Origin of the sequence: Pseudogemmobacter bohemicus, assembly GCF_003290025.1 — a bacterium.
GTDB lineage: Bacteria > Pseudomonadota > Alphaproteobacteria > Rhodobacterales > Rhodobacteraceae > Pseudogemmobacter > Pseudogemmobacter bohemicus.
The window spans coordinates 341918-358394 of the sequence record NZ_QNHG01000001.1; the positions used below are offsets into that span (position 1 = coordinate 341918).

The window sequence follows — 16477 nt, forward strand, 5'->3', positions numbered from 1 at the left end:
CCTCCGCCCCGAGCCACAGGACGCCCGCTTATGACCCCGCTCTGGACTTCCTCTGACGCCGCTAACGCCACCGGGGGGCGCGCCACGACCACCTGGAGCGCCACCGGCGTCTCGATTGACACCCGCAGCCTGCAACCGGGCGATCTCTTCGTGGCGCTTGCCGCCGCCCGCGACGGCCATGATTTCGTGGCCGGGGCGCTGGAAAAAGGTGCCTGCGCCGCGCTGGTTTCCCGCATTCCCGAAGGCGTCTCCGCGGATGCGCCCCTCCTGATCGTGCCCGATGTGCTTAAAGGGCTGGAGGCGCTCGGCCAGGCGGCCCGTGCCCGCACAAAGGCCCGGGTGGTCGGTGTCACCGGCTCGGTCGGCAAGACCTCGACCAAGGAAATGCTGCGCGCCATGCTGTCGGGGCAGGGCGTCACCCATGCCTCTGATGCCAGCTATAACAACCATTGGGGCGTGCCGCTGACGCTCGCCCGCATGCCCGCAGATGCCGATTACGCGGTGATCGAGATCGGCATGTCGAACCCGGGCGAGATCGCGCCGCTGGCCCGCCTCGCCCGCCCGCATGTCGCGCTGATCACCACGGTCGCGCCGGCGCATATGGCCGCTTTCGGCTCTATCGAAGGCATCGCCCGCGAAAAGGGCGCGATTTTCGAGGGGCTGGAGCCCGGTGGCACCGCCGTGATCAATCTTGATCTTGACACCACGCCGGTGCTGACCGCGCTGGCCGAAACCGCCGGCGCAAGGATCACCGGCTTTGGCCGCGCGCCCGGCGCCGCCTGGCATCTCGACGAGGTGAGGCTGGGCGATGAGATCACAGTTGTCCGCGCCAGCCATGACGGGCAGATGAGCCTCTTCCGCATCGCCTCGCCCGGCACGCATTTCGCGATGAACGCGCTTGGCGCGCTGGCCTCTGTGGCGGCGCTTGGCGCCGATCCGGTGCTGGCCGCGCATGATCTCGGCCGCTGGCAGCCCCCTTCCGGGCGCGGCACCCGCGAGAGGATCGACATGGATGTGGTCGAGGAGACCTTTTTCGACCTGATCGACGACAGTTTCAACGCCAACCCCGCCTCGCTGGCGGCAAGCCTTGATATGCTGATCCGGGCAAAGCCCGTGGACGGTATCGGCTGCCTCGGTGCCGGTCGCCGCATCGCGGTGCTTGGCGATATGCTGGAGCTGGGCGATCAGGAGCTGCAGCTTCACGCCGCCGTCGCGGATCATCCCGGCCTGAAAGCCATCACGCTGTTTCACTGCGTCGGTCCGCGCATGCGGGAACTTCACCGCGCTCTTCCCCTTGCGCAGCGCGGCGAATGGGTGGAAACGGCGGCGGAACTGGCGGGTCGCGCCCGCTCGCTGATGGATCCGGGCGATATCCTGCTCGTCAAAGGGTCCAAAGGATCGAAAGTCAGCCTGGTGGCCGAGGCCCTGCGCCGCCTTGGCATCGCCCGCGCCAAAACCGAAGGAACCGAGTGAATGCTTTTCTGGCTGACCGAACTCTCAGACGGTGGCGATTTCTTCAACCTGTTCCGCTATATCACCTTCCGGGCGGGGATGGCTTTCGGCACTGCGCTGATCTTCGGTTTCCTCTTCGGGCGCCCGCTGATCAACCTCTTGCGCAGGAAGCAAGGCAAGGGCCAGCCGATCCGCGATGACGGACCGCAGAGCCATTTCGCCAAGGCCGGCACGCCGACGATGGGGGGCCTCCTGATCCTTTCGGCGCTGACCTTCTCGACGCTTCTCTGGGCGCGGCTGGACAATCCTTATGTCTGGATCGTCCTTCTGGTGACGCTGGCCTTCGGTCTGATCGGTTTCGCCGATGATTATGCGAAAGTCACCAAGCAGAATACCAAAGGCGTGTCCTCGCGCATCCGCTTTATCCTTGGCCTCGTGATCGCGGGCCTTGCGGCCTGGGCTGCGGCGCGGTTCCATCCCGAAGGGCTGACCAATCAGCTGGCCTTCCCCTTCTTCAAGGATGCGCTGATCAATCTGGGGATCTTCTTCGTCCCCTTCGGTATGATCGTGATCGTCGGCGCCGCCAATGCGGTGAACCTGACCGATGGTCTTGACGGGCTTGCCATCATGCCGGTGATGATCGCCGCCGGCACCATCGGCGTCATCGCCTATGTGGTCGGCACCTCGACCATGGCGAATTACCTCGGCGTGCATGCCGTGCCCGGTACGGCCGAGCTGGTGATCTTCGCCTCGGCCCTGATCGGAGGCGGGCTTGGCTTCCTGTGGTATAACGCGCCGCCCGCAGCGGTGTTCATGGGCGATACCGGCAGCCTCGCGCTTGGCGGCGCGCTTGGCGCCATGGCGGTCTGCACCAAACACGAGATCGTGCTGGCCATTGTCGGCGGGTTGTTCGTGGTCGAGGCGCTGAGCGTCATCATCCAGGTGCTTTACTACAAGCGCACCAAAAAGCGCATTTTCCTGATGGCCCCGATCCACCACCATTTCGAGAAAAAAGGCTGGGCCGAGCCGCAGATCGTGATCCGCTTCTGGATCATCTCGCTGATCCTCGCGATGATCGGGCTGGCGACGCTGAAAGTGCGCTGAGCGCGGCGGCGGCGCATCTTTGCCCCCGCCGTCTTCCGTTTGCGGCGGGGCAGCGCCTATAAGGCGATATGAATGATTCGCTGACTCCCGCTTTGCCGCCCTGTCCCGCCTGTTCCTCGCCCTATGCCTATGAAAGCGGGGCACTGCTGAGCTGTCCTGAATGCGGGCATGAATGGGATCCCGCAGCCTCTGCACCGGAAGAGGACAAGGCGGTGGTGCGTGATGCGGTCGGGAATGTCCTGACGGATGGCGACAGCGTGACGGTGATCAAGGATCTGAAGATCAAGGGTTCTTCACAGGTGGTGAAGGTCGGCACGAAGGTCACCAATATCACCCTGACCCATGGCGACCATGATATCGACTGCAAGATCCCCGGTTTCGGCCAGATGGGCCTGAAATCTCAATTCGTAAAGAAAATCAGCGGCTGAACGCGGGCATGGCCCGGAATGCCGGCGCCGACGGGCGCAAAGGGATCGCCTGAGCGCACGCGCGAAGCCGCGCTCTGTCGCCCGGACTTTGCGCGCGCTCACCGATCCAGCGCGCCTTTACCGGCCATGATCTTCGGGCGGAACTTTTCGATCCGCGCGATCCGGGTCGCCACCGTCTTCGCAGTGTTCAGGTTGAAGGCATAGCTTTTCTGCCGGCCAGGTGTCAGGGCGTGGAAGGCTTCCGCCAGTTCGGGATCGGCATCCAGCGCCTCAATCAACTCCTCCGGCAGGTCGACCGCGCGCGGCCTGCGGGGGGACAGGATGCCCGCCTCGGCATAGCCCATTGCCTCGTGGAGATATCCGGTGATCGTGGCAGCCCGCGCCGTCACCTGATCATGCGCAGTAAAGCGGATCATATCGGGATGCTGCGTATTCGGCCCCTGGCGCTCCAGCACGCCGTCCGGGTCTTTCATCAGCGCGGCGTTGAAGAAGCTGAGCCGGAAATCCCCCCGCAATGCGCCGATGATCGCGATATTGCGGCCCTTATGCATGTAACAGGGGTGGCCCCATTTCACGACCTCTTCCAGCCCCGCATCAAGGCAGAGCCGGCGCAAAGCCGCCAGACCCGCTTCCCAGGGCCGCACCGAACACTCCGGCGTTGCGAAACGCGGGCAGCGGCCGCAGCCGAGGCGAAAGAAATCCCCGATATCGGTGATCATGCTGGCGCTCCATCAGGCTGGCCGGGACCAGCCTGCCTCAGACGGGGCCGAAATGCAAAAGGGTGGCATATCTGCCGCCCTTCCGCATCGGCCCCGGGGAGCAGAGGCTTCAGAACTTCATCACATAGGAAACGCTTGCGACCAGCGGATCGATATTCACCTTGCCGATATTGGCGCCGTTCAGAACCACATCGCTGTCGATGTCGATGTAACGGATATCGGCGCGCAGCGCGGCCTTCTCATTCAGCGCGTAATCGATGCCGAGGGTCGCGGCGAGACCAAAGCTCTCTTTGATCTTCAGCGTGCCGAGTGAAGATTTCTCCTCGAAGAATTTGGTATAGTTCACGCCGAGGCCGACAAACGGGGTCAGCTTGCCGCCGGTCGGGATATGCCAGTTCACGCTGAGGGTTGGCGGCAGATGTTTGGTCGAACCGATCTCGCCAAGGCCGGCAAGGCTGATGTCATGTTTGAAGGGGGCGGCGCCCAGCAGCTCGATGCCGATATTGTCGCGGATGAAATATTCCAGCGTCAGGATCGGGCGGGTGTTGTTGCCGATGTTCGACTCCATCCCGGCAAGCGCGCCGTTATTGTCCTTTGGCGCAACGATGCCGAGACCGAAGCCGAGGGTGATGGTTCCGGCATCCTGGGCCAAAGCGGGGGAGGCCGTAAGAAGGGCGGCGAGAAGGGCGGCGGAGAGGTGTTTCATAACCGTTACTTTCTGTTTTCCACAGAGCAAGGCATAGCGCCTGGTGCCGCACCGGCTTTGAGGCAGGTCAAACGGGCCTTTACTGGGGCTGCGACAGATTGGCCCGCCTCCCCCCGGCCACGCTTGCGCCACCAGGCGCCGGCTCGCCCGCCGGTCACCCTCTGGCCGCCCTACAGGTCGCCGCCCGGCCGCCTTGCGTCGGCCTGGCGGCTGGCGCATTGTCGCGGCGGAAAATGGGCCCCTCAGGGTGGGAGGGGCAGGGCAGAAATGGCGGGCGGCAGAGATGATTCCGGTACGGGGCTATCAGGGGCAAAAGGTTGCGGTTCTGGGGCTGGGGCGGTCAGGCCTGGCCACCGCGCGGGCGCTGATCGCCGGGGGGGCAGAGCCGCTTTTGTGGGATGACAGCCCGGAATCGCGCGGGCTTGCCGAGGCAGAGGGTTTTGCCCTCACCGATCTCACCCGCAACACCGCGCTGGAGGGCGTGGCCTGTCTGGTGACCTCGCCCGGGATCCCGCATCTCTACCCGAAGCCCAATCCGATCATCGCCCGCGCGCTGGAGCTGGGGGTGCCGGTCGACAATGATATCGGCCTCTTCTTCCAGTCCTGGGGCGGCGCGGAGTGGGATGATTTCGACCAGGTGCCGAAAGTGGTCTGTGTCACCGGCTCGAACGGGAAATCGACCACCACGGCGCTGATCCATCATATCCTTGAGGTGGCGGGGCGTCCGACCCAGATGGCCGGCAATATCGGCAAGGGGGTGCTGTCGATTGACCCGCCGCAGGATGGCGAGGTGCTGGTGCTGGAACTCTCCTCCTACCAGACCGATCTTGCGCGCGCGCTGACGCCGGATGTGGCGGTTTTCACCAATCTCTCGCCCGATCACCTCGACCGCCATGGCGGCATGGGCGGCTATTTTGCGGCCAAGCGCCGGCTTTTCGCCGAAGGGGGCCCGGATCGCGCAGTGATCGGGGTGGATGAGGTCGAGGGGCGGTTCCTCGCCGGGCAGCTGGCCCAGGGCGCAGGGGATGACCGGGTGATCCGGATTTCCTCGGGGTCGAAACTTGAGGGCTTTGCCTGGTCGGTTTTTGCGAGGAAGGGGTTTCTGGCGGAATGGCGGCGGGGCAGGCAAATGGCCTCGGTCGATCTGCGCGGCATTGCGGGGCTGCCGGGCGCGCATAACCATCAGAATGCCTGTGCGGCCTGGGCGGTGGCACGGACGCTGGGGCTGGCGCCGCAGCTGATCGAGGGCGCTTTGGCGAGTTTCGCGGGCCTTCCCCATCGCAGCCAGCTGATCGGCAGCCGTGAAGGTGTCAAATTCATCAATGATTCCAAAGCCACCAACGTCGACAGCGCTGCGATGGCGCTGCGCGCTTTCCCGAAAATCCGCTGGATCGCCGGCGGTATGGGCAAGGAAGGTGGGATTGAAAGCCTCGGCCCGGATCTCGGATCGGTGGTGAAAGCCTATCTGATCGGCCATTCCGCCCGCGATTTCGCGTTGCAGATCGGCCAGACCCCGCATGAGATCTGCGAGACGATGGAACGCGCCGTGGCCCGCGCGGCCGAAGAGGCCGGGGCGGGCGAGGTCGTGCTGCTGGCCCCGGCGGCGGCGAGTTTCGACCAATACCCGAATTTCGAGAAGCGCGGTGAGGATTTCACCCGCCTCGTGCGGGCGCTGCCGGGGATCGTGCTGCCTTAGCGGCGCCCGGAACGTCTCAGAACGCTTCTGGCCGCAGCACCGCCAGCGAAAAGCGGTGAAAGGTCGCAAGGATGGCGCCTAGCACGATCAGCTCCGGCACGCCGGTGGAGACCACCGAGCCAGCTCCGAAAATCGCCCCCCAGACCAGCGCGGTCAGCGAGCCATAGGCGCCATAGCGGCAAAAGAGGGCGGTGCCGATGCCGATGGCGATCCAGAACGGGCCGGAGACCAGCGGTGAAAGCAGCATGAGATAGAAGAGCATCTGCAGCGCCGCGCGGTCGCCCGCATTGCCGCCTCCCAGCCCCAGATCCATCACGATCCAGCCGATACCGCCCGGCAGTGCCGGCAGCAGGCACCAGGCCAGGGTGGTGAAGATCAGCGTTTTGATACCGATGATCCGGAGGCCGCGCGGGGCAGAAACGATAAGGCTCAATACTGGCTCCCTGAACTCACGGCACAGTCCCCCCGCTGCCGGCGCGGCATCGGCTCTGCGGCCCTTGCAGGGGGCGCGGAGCCAGGGCGCGGCAGAGCGGTTTCCGGATCAGGGTCTAGCCTGCAACCGCCCGATCCTGCAATCACCGGCACAGGATCAGGCGGCAGTCCGCCCGGGCGCTTTGCGGCGCCTGCCCGAACCGGAGGCTTTTCGGCGGCTGCGCGCCGGGGTCCCTTGCGGCGTCTGTGCGCCGGGGCGCCTTGCGGCGCCGCGTGCCAGGATGGCCCTGCGGCGGCCGTGCGGCCCGGGGACCCGTCAGGCCGCCTTTTGTCCGCCAACGGTCAGCCCGCCGATCATCAGCGTCGGCTGGCCGACACCAACCGGCACCCATTGCCCGGCCTTGCCGCAATTGCCGATGCCGGGATCCAGCTTCAGGTCATTGCCGATCGCGCGGATGCCTTTCAGCGCGGTGGCACCGTCGCCAATCAGCGTGGCGCCCCGGATCGCCTCGCCGACCTGGCCGTTTCTGACGCGGTAGGCCTCGGTGCAGCTGAACACGAATTTGCCCGAGGTGATATCGACCTGGCCGCCGCCGAAACCCACCGCCCAGATTCCGTCTTTCAGATCGGCAAGCACCGCCGCCGGATCATCCTGGCCGGCCAGCATATAGGTATTGGTCATCCGGGGCATCGGGATATGGGCATAGCTTTCGCGCCGCCCGTTGCCGGTGGGCGTCACCCCCATCAGCCGCGCATTCTGGCGGTCCTGCATATAGCCGACCAGCACCCCGTCCTCGATCAGCACATTCTTCCCCGAAGGTGTGCCCTCATCGTCAAAGGTCAGCGAGCCGCGCCGGTCGGGCAGCGTGCCGTCATCCAGGACGGTCACGCCGCGCGCCGCAATCTGCTGCCCCATCAATCCGGCAAAGGCCGAGGTCTGTTTGCGGTTGAAATCGCCCTCAAGCCCGTGGCCGATCGCTTCATGGAGCAGGATGCCCGGCCAGCCTGGTCCAAGCACCACATCCATCATCCCGGCAGGGGCGGGCACCGCCGTCAGATTGACACGCGCGATGCGGATTGCCTCAAGGATGGCGGCTTTCCAGTTCGCGGGCGACAACAATTCCGCCAGCCCATGCCGGCCGCCGCCACCATGGGTGCCACTTTCGCGCCGGCCGTTTTCCTCAAGGATCACCGAGACATTCAGCCGCGCCATCGGGCGGATATCGGACAGCCGCAGCCCTTCGGGGCGCAGGATCTCGACCTCCTGGAGGCTCGCGGACAGCGATGCCGAGACCTGGACCACCCGGGTATCCTGATCGCGGGCAAAGGCGTCGATCTCTTTCAGAATGTCGATCTTGCCGGCGAAAGAGGTATCCTCCAGCGGATTGACCGCCTGATAGAGATGGTGATTGGTGCCGGGGGGAGGGGGGGCCAGCACGCCACCACCACCGCCAACCGCCAGCCGTGCTGTCCCCGTCGCGCGCCTGAGCGCCGATTCCGAGATCTCGGTCGAATGGGCATAGCCCGCCACCTCGCCCCGGACCGCGCGCAGGCCGAAACCCTCGCTCGCGTCATAGCTTGCATTGCGGATGCGGCCGTCATCCAGCACGAGGCTCTCGCCCCGGCGGCGTTCGAGGAAAAGCTCGCCATCATCGGCGCCGGCGGTGGCCTCACGCAACAGGCCAAGCGCGGCAGATTCGTCGAGTTTGTCCTCGAAAGGGCGGAAAGGGGCGGTGCTCATCGGGCATGTCCTTGATTCACGTCAACCTGGCCGGCCTGCGGCATCATGGTTTCTCTTGTCGTCCTGCGCCCAATATGGTTTGAACGACAGCGGAAACAATGGGATTCCTCACCGCTTCGTGACTGGAAGGGCGGGGTTCCCTCAAGGCAGCGGCAACAGGCCGCACCCAGAAGCGGGACGAGACATGCGTGTTATGACCACTCTGAAGGGCGCGGCCCTTGCAGGCTTTGCGGCACTGGCCTCCGGGTCTGCCATGGCACAGACCCTTGAAATCATTGGCCAGCCTCAAGATCGCGGCGTCAATTTACAGACGGCTGCGACCGAGCTGGCGAATGACAAGCACTTCCTTGACAATATGGTGCTGTGGATCATCACCATTGTGACCATTTTTGTGATGGTGCTGTTGCTGATCGTGATCGTCCGCTTCAACAGCCGCTCGAATCCGGTGCCGCGCAAATTCACCCATAATACGCCGCTGGAAATCGCCTGGACCCTGGTGCCGATCATCATCCTGATCGTGATCGGCGTCTATTCGATGCCGGCGCTGAAAAAGCAGCAGACCTTCCCCGAAGGCGATGTGGTGATCAAAATCACGGGCAACCAGTGGAACTGGACCTACGAATATCCGCAGATCCTGGATGAGAGCGGATCGGCGGTTTCCTTCGGCAGCTATATGATCGGCGGCAATGCCTGGGATCAGACGCTGGAAGACGGCACCAAACTTGTCGGCAACGGCACCCTGACCGCCGATGCGATCAAGGGTCTTGAGCTGGCCGGCTATGCCAAAGAGCAGTTCCTGCTGGCGACCGACACCGCGATGGTGGTTCCGGTCGGCAAAAAGATCCTGCTGCAGATCACCGGTTCCGACGTGATCCATTCCTGGACCATTCCGGCTTTCGCCGTGAAGCAGGACGCGGTTCCCGGTCGTATCGCTCTGGCCTGGTTCGAGGCCGATAAAGAGGGCATCTATTTCGGCCAGTGCTCAGAGCTGTGCGGCAAGGATCACGCCTATATGCCGATCACGGTCAAGGTCGTCTCGCAGGAGGCCTATGACGCCTGGGCGAAACAGGCGGCGTCCACGGGCGAGGTCGTACTGGCCAATACGCCGGCGACGGATGCCTCTGTCTCGCTGGCGTCGAACTGAGACGACTGCGGTTGGAGTGAACCCCAGGGCAGGGGCCGGGCGACAGCTGCGGCCTCTTCGCGCAAGGTGAAGGTGGGATGGAATGAGCGATACCGGCTCATATGAGCGTTCGGCAAGCGGGCCCGGTGAGGGCAGTTTCGGTGATTATGTGCAGCTGCTGAAGCCGCGCGTGATGTCGCTGGTGGTGTTCACCGCGCTGGTCGGTCTGCTGGTCGCGCCGGTGCGTCTGCACCCGGTCGAGGCCTTTTCGGCGATCCTGTTCATCGCGCTTGGCGCGGGTGCCTCTGGCGCGCTGAATATGTGGTGGGATGCGGATATCGACGCGGTGATGCGCCGCACGCAAGCCCGCCCCGTTCCCTCGGGCCGGGTCGAGCCGGGCGAAGCGCTCGGGATCGGCCTTGCGCTGTCGGGCCTTTCGGTGCTGATGCTCTGGCTCGCGACCAACCTGCTGGCGGCGGCGCTGCTGGCATTCACCATCTTCTTCTATGCCGTCATCTATACGATGTGGCTCAAGCGCTGGACGCCGCAGAATATCGTGATCGGCGGCGCGGCCGGGGCCTTCCCTCCGATGATTGGATGGGTGGCGGCGACCGGGTCGGTCAGCCTTGAGGCGGTGCTGATGTTCGCGCTGATCTTCATGTGGACGCCGCCGCATTTCTGGGCGCTGGCGCTGTTCATCAACAGCGACTATTCCAAGGCCAAAGTGCCGATGCTGACCGTGACGCATGGCAAGAAATCGACGCGCAACCATATCCTCGTCTATACGCTGCTGCTGATCCCGGTGCCGCTCTGGGCGGCGATGACTTCCATTGGCGGGCCGCTGACGCTGGCGGTGGCGGTGGCGCTGAACGCGATCTTCCTTCTGGGTGCCATCATCATCTGGCGCCGCGACGAAGAGACCGCCCAGGCCGATGGCTACCGGATCGAAAAACGTTTCTTCGCCTTTTCGATCCTCTATCTTTTCCTGCATTTCGGTGCATTCCTTGCCGAGGCGGCTTTGCGCCCCTATGGCTTCGGAGGCTGGTGAGACATGGCACTGCAACCCACACATGAGCTGCACAAGCGGCGCTTTGGCCGCAATTTCGGCGTAGCGGGCCTTTTACTGGCCTTTGTCGTACTGGTCTTCTGGCTTACCGTGGTCAAGATTCAGCGCGGTGAGCCTGTGCAGGGCTTTGACCATATACCCACGGCCGAGCGCACGACTGACACGCCGGCCGCCGCCGGGGCCACGCCATGAGCAGGCAGACCCCCAGGAGCCCGCATCGGAGGACCGGACTGATCCTTGCCGGGGTGGTGCCGGTGATGCTTGGCCTCTCCTTTGCGGCGGTGCCGTTTTATAACTGGTTCTGCCGGGTGACCGGGTTCGGCGGCACCGTGCTGGTCTCGCCGGAGCCCTCCTCCTCGATGCTGGAGCGTGAGATCACCATCCGTTTCGACGCCTCACGCGCGGTCGGAATGCCCTGGGAATTCCGCCCCGAGCTGACCGAGATGAAGGTGAAGATCGGTGAGAATGCGCTGGCCTTTTACGAGGCCTATAACCCGACCGATGCCGTCACTGCGGGCACAGCCAGTTATAATGTCGCGCCCTATGCGGCGGGCGGCTATTTCGTCAAGGTGCATTGCTTCTGCTTTGAACAGCAGGTGCTGCAACCGGGCGAGCGGGTGATGATGCCGGTCAGCTTCTATGTCGATCCGTCGATCATGGACGATCCCGAGGGCAAGGTCCTGAAAGAGATCACGCTGAGCTATACGTTCCACAGCACGGACCTGCCTGAAGGCAGTGCCGCGACGCAAAATGATACCGGGGCGGCATCTGCCGCTTCCACCAACTGATGACCAATGATGCGGGGCGCGGCCCGGCGGGTCGGGCTGCGTTAACGGAACTGAAAGAAGACGCCTGTTAAAGGATACGAGGGAACGGAACCGGCCATGGCCCACGCAAAGAACCACGATTACCATATTCTGCCACCGTCGATCTGGCCTTTCGCGCTTGCGGTCGGCGCCTTCATCATGCTGCTTGGCGGTGTGCTCTGGCAGGGCGCCCGGGTTGAGGTGCTGGAAGACAGCAGCGCGCTGTTGAAGGCCACTGCTCATAATCCCTGGGTCTTCCTGATCGGGCTTGCGGTCGTGCTTTACTGCATGTTCGGCTGGTTCGCGGCGATGACCAATGAAGGCCAGACCGGCGACCATACCCCGGTCGTCCGTATCGGCCTGCGCTATGGCATGATCCTTTTCATCTTGTCCGAAGTGATGTTCTTCTCGGCCTGGTTCTGGGCGTTTTTCAAGATCAAGCTCTATCCGCTGACCGAAGGCTACCCCTGGGTCGATGGCACATGGCCGCCCGCCGGTATCGAGACCTTCGACCCCTGGCATCTGCCGCTGATCAACACGCTGATCCTGCTCCTGTCTGGCTGTGCCGTGACCTGGGCACACCATGCGCTCGTGCATGAAAACAACCGCAAGGATATGATCAACGGCCTCGCCCTTGGCGTCGCGTTCGGGGTGGTCTTCACCTTCCTGCAGGCCTATGAATACAGCCATGCCGCCTTTGGTTTCGCCAATAATGCCGAAGGCGCGCCCTCGGTCTATGGCGGCGCTTTCTACATGGCGACCGGCTTCCACGGCTTCCACGTCATCATGGGGACGATCTTCCTCTTCGTCTGTCTGATTCGCGCGCTGAATGGCCATTTCACCCAGGCGAACCATGTCGGTTTCGAGGCTGCGGCCTGGTACTGGCACTTCGTCGATGTGGTCTGGCTCTTCCTCTTCTTCGTGATCTATGTCTGGGGCCAATAAGACCGGCGATCAGTAAAACCGGCGATCAGTAAGCCCCGTCACATGACATGACTGCGACGCGGGCCTCGTGAACGGGGTCCGCGTTTTCCATTCCGCTTGTTGTCCGGAGAGCCCGATGCGGCAGATCCTTTTCGTGCTGATGATTGGTGTATGCGGCACTGCGGTGCTGCTGCGCTTCGGTTTTTGGCAGCTGGAGCGGCTGGACTGGAAAGAGGGTCTGATCGCCGATGCCGCGCAGATGATAGAGCTGGCGCCGGTGCCTTTGCCCGCAGCCCCCGATCCGGAGGCCGACCGCTACCGCCCGGTGGTGGTGAGCGGGGCTTTCCTGACCGATGAGGTCCATGTCCTGACCTCGACCCGCGAAGCGGGGCCGGGATTTCGCATCATCACCGCCTTCATTACCGATGATGGCCGCCGCATCATGGTTGATCGCGGCTATGTCACCGAGGCGGCCCGCAATACGCCCCGCAGCGGCCATCCGGCCAGGGTCACCGGCAATCTGAACTGGCCCGATGACGTCACCTCCTCGACCCCGGCGCCGGATATTGCCGCGAATATGTGGTTCGGCCGTGATGTCACGGCGATGGCTGCGGCGTTGGACACCGAACCCGTGCTGGTGATCGCCCGCGAGGATACCGGCGACGGCGTGACCGCGCAGCCCGCGACGGCGGCTTTCCGGAACGATCACCTCGGCTATGCGGTGACCTGGTTCGGTCTGGCCCTTGTCTGGGCGGGGATGACACTCTACTGGCTCTGGCGTATCAGGACGCGCAAGGTCTGAAGGGCGAATTCATGCGATATATCTCGACACGCGGCCAGGCACCGGTTCTCGGTTTCGGCGAAGCGATGATGACGGGCCTTGCCCGCGATGGCGGCCTTTATGTCCCCGAGAAGGTGCCGCATTTCACGAAGCAAGGCATCGCGGCTTTGCGCGGTCTGTCCTACGAGGATCTCGCCTTCCATGTGATGAAACCCTTCATCGGCGATTTCTTCCGGGATGATGAATTTCGCAGCCTGCTGGCCAAAGCCTATGCCGGTTTCGGCCATAACGCCCGCGCGCCGCTGGTGCAGCTGGGACCAAACCATTTCCTGATGGAGCTCTTCCACGGCCCGACGCTGGCGTTCAAGGATTTCGCCATGCAGATCATCGGGCAGATGATGCAGGCAGCGCTGGCCCGGACCGGAGAGCGGATCACCATCGTCGGCGCCACCTCGGGTGATACCGGCTCTGCCGCGATCGAGGCCTTCCGGGGCCTGAAGAATGTGGATGTTTTCATCCTTTTCCCGCATGGCCGCGTATCCGAGGTGCAGCGCCGCCAGATGACGACACCGTCAGAGGCCAATGTCCATGCGCTGGCGCTGGAGGGCGATTTCGACGATTGCCAGGCCCGCCTGAAAGACATGTTCAATGATTTCGAGTTCCGCGACGGCGTGCGGCTGGCAGGGGTGAACTCGATCAACTGGGCGCGGGTGCTGGCGCAGGTGGTCTATTACTTCCATGCCGCCCTGGCGCTTGGGGCCCCTGATCGCGAGATCAGCTTCACGGTGCCGACCGGCAATTTCGGCGATGTCTTCGCGGGGTTTATCGCGCGCGAAATGGGGTTGCCGATCAAACGGCTGGTGATCGCCACCAATGAAAACGACATCCTGCACCGCTGCATGGAGAGCGCCTCGTATACGAAACACGGCGTGGTGCCGACGATCAGCCCGTCGATGGATATCGAGGTCTCGTCGAACTTTGAGCGGGCACTGTTCTGGGCGCATGGCAAGGATGGCGCCGCGATCCGCGAACTGATGGCTGAGCTGTCGGAAAAGGGCGGCTTCCGCCTCTCGCAAAATGCCATGACCGCACTTGCGGCGGTCTATGACAGCGGTTCGGTCACCGAAGAGCGCACCTATGAGACCATCGCGGCAACGCTGGCGGAAACCGGAGAGCTCCTCTGCCCGCATTCCGCCGTGGGCGTGACTGTCGGAGCCAAACACCAGAGCCGCAACCCGGAGATTCCCATGGTGACGCTGGCGACCGCGCATCCGGCCAAATTCCCCGATGCGGTGGCAAAGGCTACCGGCATCCGCCCGGGCCTGCCGCCCCGGATGGCCGACCTCTTTGACCGCAATGAACGTGTCACCCGGGTGCCGAATGATCTGGGTGGGCTCAAAGATCTGATCCGCGCGCGCCTGGGCTGAATGCGGATGCCTCCGGCGGGAGTATTTCAGTCAAGAGGAAGACGGCATTTCCTCTTGATGAAAATACTCCGGGGGAGGCTGCCGAAAGGCAGACGGGGGCAGCGCCCCCTTTTCTAGCGCTTTGCCCGGGTGTAAGACGCCCCGATTGCCTCGCATGCGAACGGAACCAGCCTTGACCGTCCAGATACATACGCTTTCCAACGGATTTCGCATTGTCACCGAATCCATGCCGGGCCTGAAATCGGCCTCGGTTGGGATCTGGGTCGGCGCGGGCGGCCGGCATGAGACGGCGGCACAGAATGGTGTCGCGCATTTCCTTGAGCATATGGCTTTCAAGGGGACGCCGTCGCGCTCGGCGCTGAGGATCGCCGAGGAGATCGAGGATGTCGGCGGCTATATCAACGCCTATACCTCGCGCGAGATGACCGCCTATTATGCGCGTTGCCTGTCCGAGGATGTGCCGCGCGCGCTGGAGGTGATCGCGGATATCGTCCTCAACCCACTCTTCAATCCGGCCGATATCGAGACCGAGCGCCATGTGATCCTGCAGGAGATCGGCCAGTCCAATGATACGCCCGACGACGTGATCTTCGACTGGCTGCATGAGGTCAGCTATCCCGCCCAGGCCTTCGGGCGCACCATTCTGGGGCCGGAAGAACGGGTCTCGTCGTTCCGCCGCGAGGATTTTCTGGGCTTTGTCGCGCGCCATTACGGGCCGGACCGGATGATCCTTTCGGCGGCCGGCGGGATCAGCCATGACGAGATCCTGAAACGGGCCGAGGCGCTGTTCGGCGATCTGCCGGGGGTCGGGAATGAGGCGCCCGAGCCCGCGCATTTCACTGCCGGCGAGCGGCGTGAGGAGAAGGATCTCGAACAGGCGCATTTCGCGTTCAACCTTGAAGCGCCGGGTTTTCGTGATCCGGGTGTCTGGGCCTCGCAGGTCTGGACCACGGCGATGGGGGGCGGCATGTCCTCGCGTCTGTTCCAGAAGATTCGCGAAGAGCGGGGGCTGTGCTATTCGATCCATGCCCAGCCGGCTGCCTATGAGGATACCGGCCATGTCACCATCTATGCCGGCACCTCTGGCGAAGAGATCGGCGCGCTGGCCGAGCTGACCGTCGCCGAGCTGCGGCGCTCGGCCGAGGATATGTCTGAGGCCGAGGTCGCGCGGGCAAAGGCGCAATTGACGGCGGGGCTGGTGATGGGGCTTGAGAGTCCCTCGTCGCGGGCCGAACGCAATGCGCGTCTGCTGGCGATCTGGGACCGGGTGCCCGATCTGGATGAGGCAGTGGCAAAGATCGGCTCTGTCAGCCTTGAGATGGTGCGCGAGCAGGGCGCCCGTGTGTTGCAGGGCAAGGCCGCGCTGGCGGTTTATGGTCCGATTTCCGACGCGCCTGGGCTGGATGCGATGATGGCAGGGATGCGGGCGTAATGCTTGGCCTGACGCGCAGGGTCAGGATCGAGACCGAGCGGCTGACGCTGCGTCTGCCGATCCATGACGACTGGCGGCAATGGAGCGTGCTGAGGGCCGAAAGTGAGGGCTTTCTGAAACCCTGGGAGCCGGTCTGGTCAGACCAGCACCTGTCGCGGCGCAGTTTTTCCGGCCGCGTCTACTGGGCGCGCCGCGCCGAGGCCCAGGGCAGCGCCCTGCCGCTGGTGATGCTGCGGCGCGAGGATCAGCAGATCGTCGGTTCGATCACATTGGACAATATCCGGCGCGGGCCGGCCCAGACGGGGACGCTGGGCTATTGGGTGGGCGAAGCCTTCGCCCGTCAGGGCTATATGCGTGAGGCGATTCAGAGCATTGTGCATCATGCCTTTACCCGGCTGGATCTGAGCCGGATCGAGGCCGCCTGTCTGCCGGAAAATCTTGCCTCGCGCGGGGTCCTGGAAAAGACCGGCTTCAAATATGAGGGTGTGGCCCAGGCCTATCTGCAGATCAACGGGCGCTGGCGCAACCATGTGCTTTATTCCTGCCTGCGCACGGATCGGCGCGGGCGGACCGATGTGGGGCCTGCCTGAGGCCCGCCCGGATGTGGGCGGCCAGCCATAGCGCGGAACCGGAGTTTTTC

At 63.9% G+C, this 16477-nt stretch carries 17 protein-coding genes; 13 read left to right on the plus strand and 4 right to left on the minus strand.

What is annotated here, in order from left to right; all coding sequences use genetic code 11:
- The first annotated feature begins 30 nt into the window (after positions 1 to 30).
- The 3 genes from DRF71_RS01530 to DRF71_RS01540 all read left to right on the plus strand — a co-directional run bounded on the left by DRF71_RS01530 (position 31) and on the right by DRF71_RS01540 (position 2984).
- Positions 31 to 1473, plus strand: a complete 1443-nt coding sequence (locus DRF71_RS01530; protein ID WP_112308864.1) for a UDP-N-acetylmuramoyl-tripeptide--D-alanyl-D-alanine ligase — start codon at positions 31 to 33, stop codon at positions 1471 to 1473.
- Positions 1474 to 2556: a phospho-N-acetylmuramoyl-pentapeptide-transferase gene (mraY, locus tag DRF71_RS01535; RefSeq protein ID WP_112308865.1), complete on the plus strand. Its 1083-nt coding sequence runs from the start codon at positions 1474 to 1476 to the stop codon at positions 2554 to 2556.
- An 80-nt stretch (positions 2557 to 2636) separates the two neighbouring features.
- Positions 2637 to 2984 carry a zinc ribbon domain-containing protein YjdM gene (locus tag DRF71_RS01540; RefSeq protein WP_112309912.1) on the plus strand — a complete coding sequence of 116 codons (348 nt, stop codon included), beginning with the start codon at positions 2637 to 2639 and terminating at the stop codon, positions 2982 to 2984.
- Positions 2985 to 3082: 98 nt separating this feature from the next.
- Here the strand turns inward: DRF71_RS01540 and DRF71_RS01545 are convergent, their stop codons facing one another.
- Together DRF71_RS01545 and DRF71_RS01550 are read right to left on the minus strand one after the other, a co-directional pair.
- Entirely contained in the window at positions 3083 to 3703 is a 621-nt protein-coding gene (locus DRF71_RS01545; protein ID WP_112308866.1) for a YdeI/OmpD-associated family protein, read from the minus strand.
- A gap of 109 nt (positions 3704 to 3812) precedes the next feature.
- Positions 3813 to 4409, minus strand: a complete 597-nt coding sequence (locus DRF71_RS01550) for an OmpW/AlkL family protein (protein ID WP_112308867.1) — start codon at positions 4407 to 4409, stop codon at positions 3813 to 3815.
- A gap of 283 nt (positions 4410 to 4692) precedes the next feature.
- Here DRF71_RS01550 and murD point away from each other — a divergent pair, with 283 nt between their 5' ends.
- Positions 4693 to 6105 (plus strand): UDP-N-acetylmuramoyl-L-alanine--D-glutamate ligase, encoded by a 1413-nt coding sequence (gene murD, locus DRF71_RS01555; protein ID WP_112308868.1) that lies wholly within the window; start codon positions 4693 to 4695, stop codon positions 6103 to 6105.
- Between the two features lie 16 nt (positions 6106 to 6121).
- Here murD and DRF71_RS01560 read toward each other — a convergent pair whose 3' ends face one another.
- Positions 6122 to 6538 (minus strand): hypothetical protein, encoded by a 417-nt coding sequence (locus tag DRF71_RS01560; RefSeq protein ID WP_112308869.1) that lies wholly within the window; start codon positions 6536 to 6538, stop codon positions 6122 to 6124.
- Positions 6539 to 6853: 315 nt separating this feature from the next.
- The gene (tldD, locus tag DRF71_RS01565) at positions 6854 to 8278 is read right to left on the minus strand and encodes a metalloprotease TldD (RefSeq protein ID WP_112308870.1); all 1425 of its coding nucleotides are present in this window, start codon (positions 8276 to 8278) and stop codon (positions 6854 to 6856) included.
- 184 nt (positions 8279 to 8462) lie between these two features.
- On the opposite strand from tldD, the gene coxB reads away from it, so the two are divergent.
- The 9 genes from coxB (at position 8463) to DRF71_RS01610 (ending at position 16427) form a co-directional block, all read left to right on the plus strand.
- Positions 8463 to 9422 carry a cytochrome c oxidase subunit II gene (coxB, locus tag DRF71_RS01570; RefSeq protein WP_112308871.1) on the plus strand — a complete coding sequence of 320 codons (960 nt, stop codon included), beginning with the start codon at positions 8463 to 8465 and terminating at the stop codon, positions 9420 to 9422.
- An 82-nt stretch (positions 9423 to 9504) separates the two neighbouring features.
- Positions 9505 to 10449: a heme o synthase gene (cyoE, locus tag DRF71_RS01575; protein WP_112308872.1), complete on the plus strand. Its 945-nt coding sequence runs from the start codon at positions 9505 to 9507 to the stop codon at positions 10447 to 10449.
- 3 nt (positions 10450 to 10452) lie between these two features.
- Complete coding sequence (locus tag DRF71_RS01580; RefSeq protein WP_112308873.1) at positions 10453 to 10659, plus strand: hypothetical protein; 207 nt, start codon at positions 10453 to 10455, stop codon at positions 10657 to 10659.
- A complete protein-coding gene (locus tag DRF71_RS01585) occupies positions 10656 to 11255 on the plus strand; it encodes a cytochrome c oxidase assembly protein (protein WP_112308874.1) in 600 nt (199 codons plus the stop codon). Before DRF71_RS01580 ends, DRF71_RS01585 begins: the two co-directional genes overlap by 4 nt.
- Before the next feature lie 96 nt (positions 11256 to 11351).
- Positions 11352 to 12218: a cytochrome c oxidase subunit 3 gene (locus tag DRF71_RS01590; RefSeq protein WP_112308875.1), complete on the plus strand. Its 867-nt coding sequence runs from the start codon at positions 11352 to 11354 to the stop codon at positions 12216 to 12218.
- Positions 12219 to 12333: 115 nt separating this feature from the next.
- Entirely contained in the window at positions 12334 to 12999 is a 666-nt protein-coding gene (locus DRF71_RS01595) for an SURF1 family protein (RefSeq protein WP_112308876.1), read from the plus strand.
- A gap of 11 nt (positions 13000 to 13010) precedes the next feature.
- On the plus strand, positions 13011 to 14405 hold the full coding sequence (gene thrC / locus DRF71_RS01600; RefSeq protein WP_112308877.1) for a threonine synthase: 1395 nt from the start codon (positions 13011 to 13013) through the stop codon (positions 14403 to 14405).
- 172 nt (positions 14406 to 14577) lie between these two features.
- Positions 14578 to 15837, plus strand: a complete 1260-nt coding sequence (locus DRF71_RS01605; RefSeq protein ID WP_112308878.1) for a M16 family metallopeptidase — start codon at positions 14578 to 14580, stop codon at positions 15835 to 15837.
- Positions 15837 to 16427, plus strand: a complete 591-nt coding sequence (locus DRF71_RS01610; RefSeq protein ID WP_112308879.1) for a GNAT family N-acetyltransferase — start codon at positions 15837 to 15839, stop codon at positions 16425 to 16427. Before DRF71_RS01605 ends, DRF71_RS01610 begins: the two co-directional genes overlap by 1 nt.
- Positions 16428 to 16477 lie beyond the last annotated feature (50 nt).

Coding starts and splice junctions, on each gene's coding strand:
- DRF71_RS01530 (WP_112308864.1), top strand. CDS start 31: ATGACCCCGCTCTGGACTTCCTCTGACGCCGCTAACGCCACCGGGGGG.
- mraY (WP_112308865.1), top strand. CDS start 1,474: ATGCTTTTCTGGCTGACCGAACTCTCAGACGGTGGCGATTTCTTCAAC.
- DRF71_RS01545 (WP_112308866.1), bottom strand. CDS start 3,703: ATGATCACCGATATCGGGGATTTCTTTCGCCTCGGCTGCGGCCGCTGC.
- DRF71_RS01550 (WP_112308867.1), bottom strand. CDS start 4,409: ATGAAACACCTCTCCGCCGCCCTTCTCGCCGCCCTTCTTACGGCCTCC.
- murD (WP_112308868.1), top strand. CDS start 4,693: ATGATTCCGGTACGGGGCTATCAGGGGCAAAAGGTTGCGGTTCTGGGG.
- tldD (WP_112308870.1), bottom strand. CDS start 8,278: ATGAGCACCGCCCCTTTCCGCCCTTTCGAGGACAAACTCGACGAATCT.
- coxB (WP_112308871.1), top strand. CDS start 8,463: ATGCGTGTTATGACCACTCTGAAGGGCGCGGCCCTTGCAGGCTTTGCG.
- cyoE (WP_112308872.1), top strand. CDS start 9,505: ATGAGCGATACCGGCTCATATGAGCGTTCGGCAAGCGGGCCCGGTGAG.
- DRF71_RS01580 (WP_112308873.1), top strand. CDS start 10,453: ATGGCACTGCAACCCACACATGAGCTGCACAAGCGGCGCTTTGGCCGC.
- DRF71_RS01585 (WP_112308874.1), top strand. CDS start 10,656: ATGAGCAGGCAGACCCCCAGGAGCCCGCATCGGAGGACCGGACTGATC.
- DRF71_RS01590 (WP_112308875.1), top strand. CDS start 11,352: ATGGCCCACGCAAAGAACCACGATTACCATATTCTGCCACCGTCGATC.
- DRF71_RS01595 (WP_112308876.1), top strand. CDS start 12,334: ATGCGGCAGATCCTTTTCGTGCTGATGATTGGTGTATGCGGCACTGCG.
- thrC (WP_112308877.1), top strand. CDS start 13,011: ATGCGATATATCTCGACACGCGGCCAGGCACCGGTTCTCGGTTTCGGC.
- DRF71_RS01610 (WP_112308879.1), top strand. CDS start 15,837: ATGCTTGGCCTGACGCGCAGGGTCAGGATCGAGACCGAGCGGCTGACG.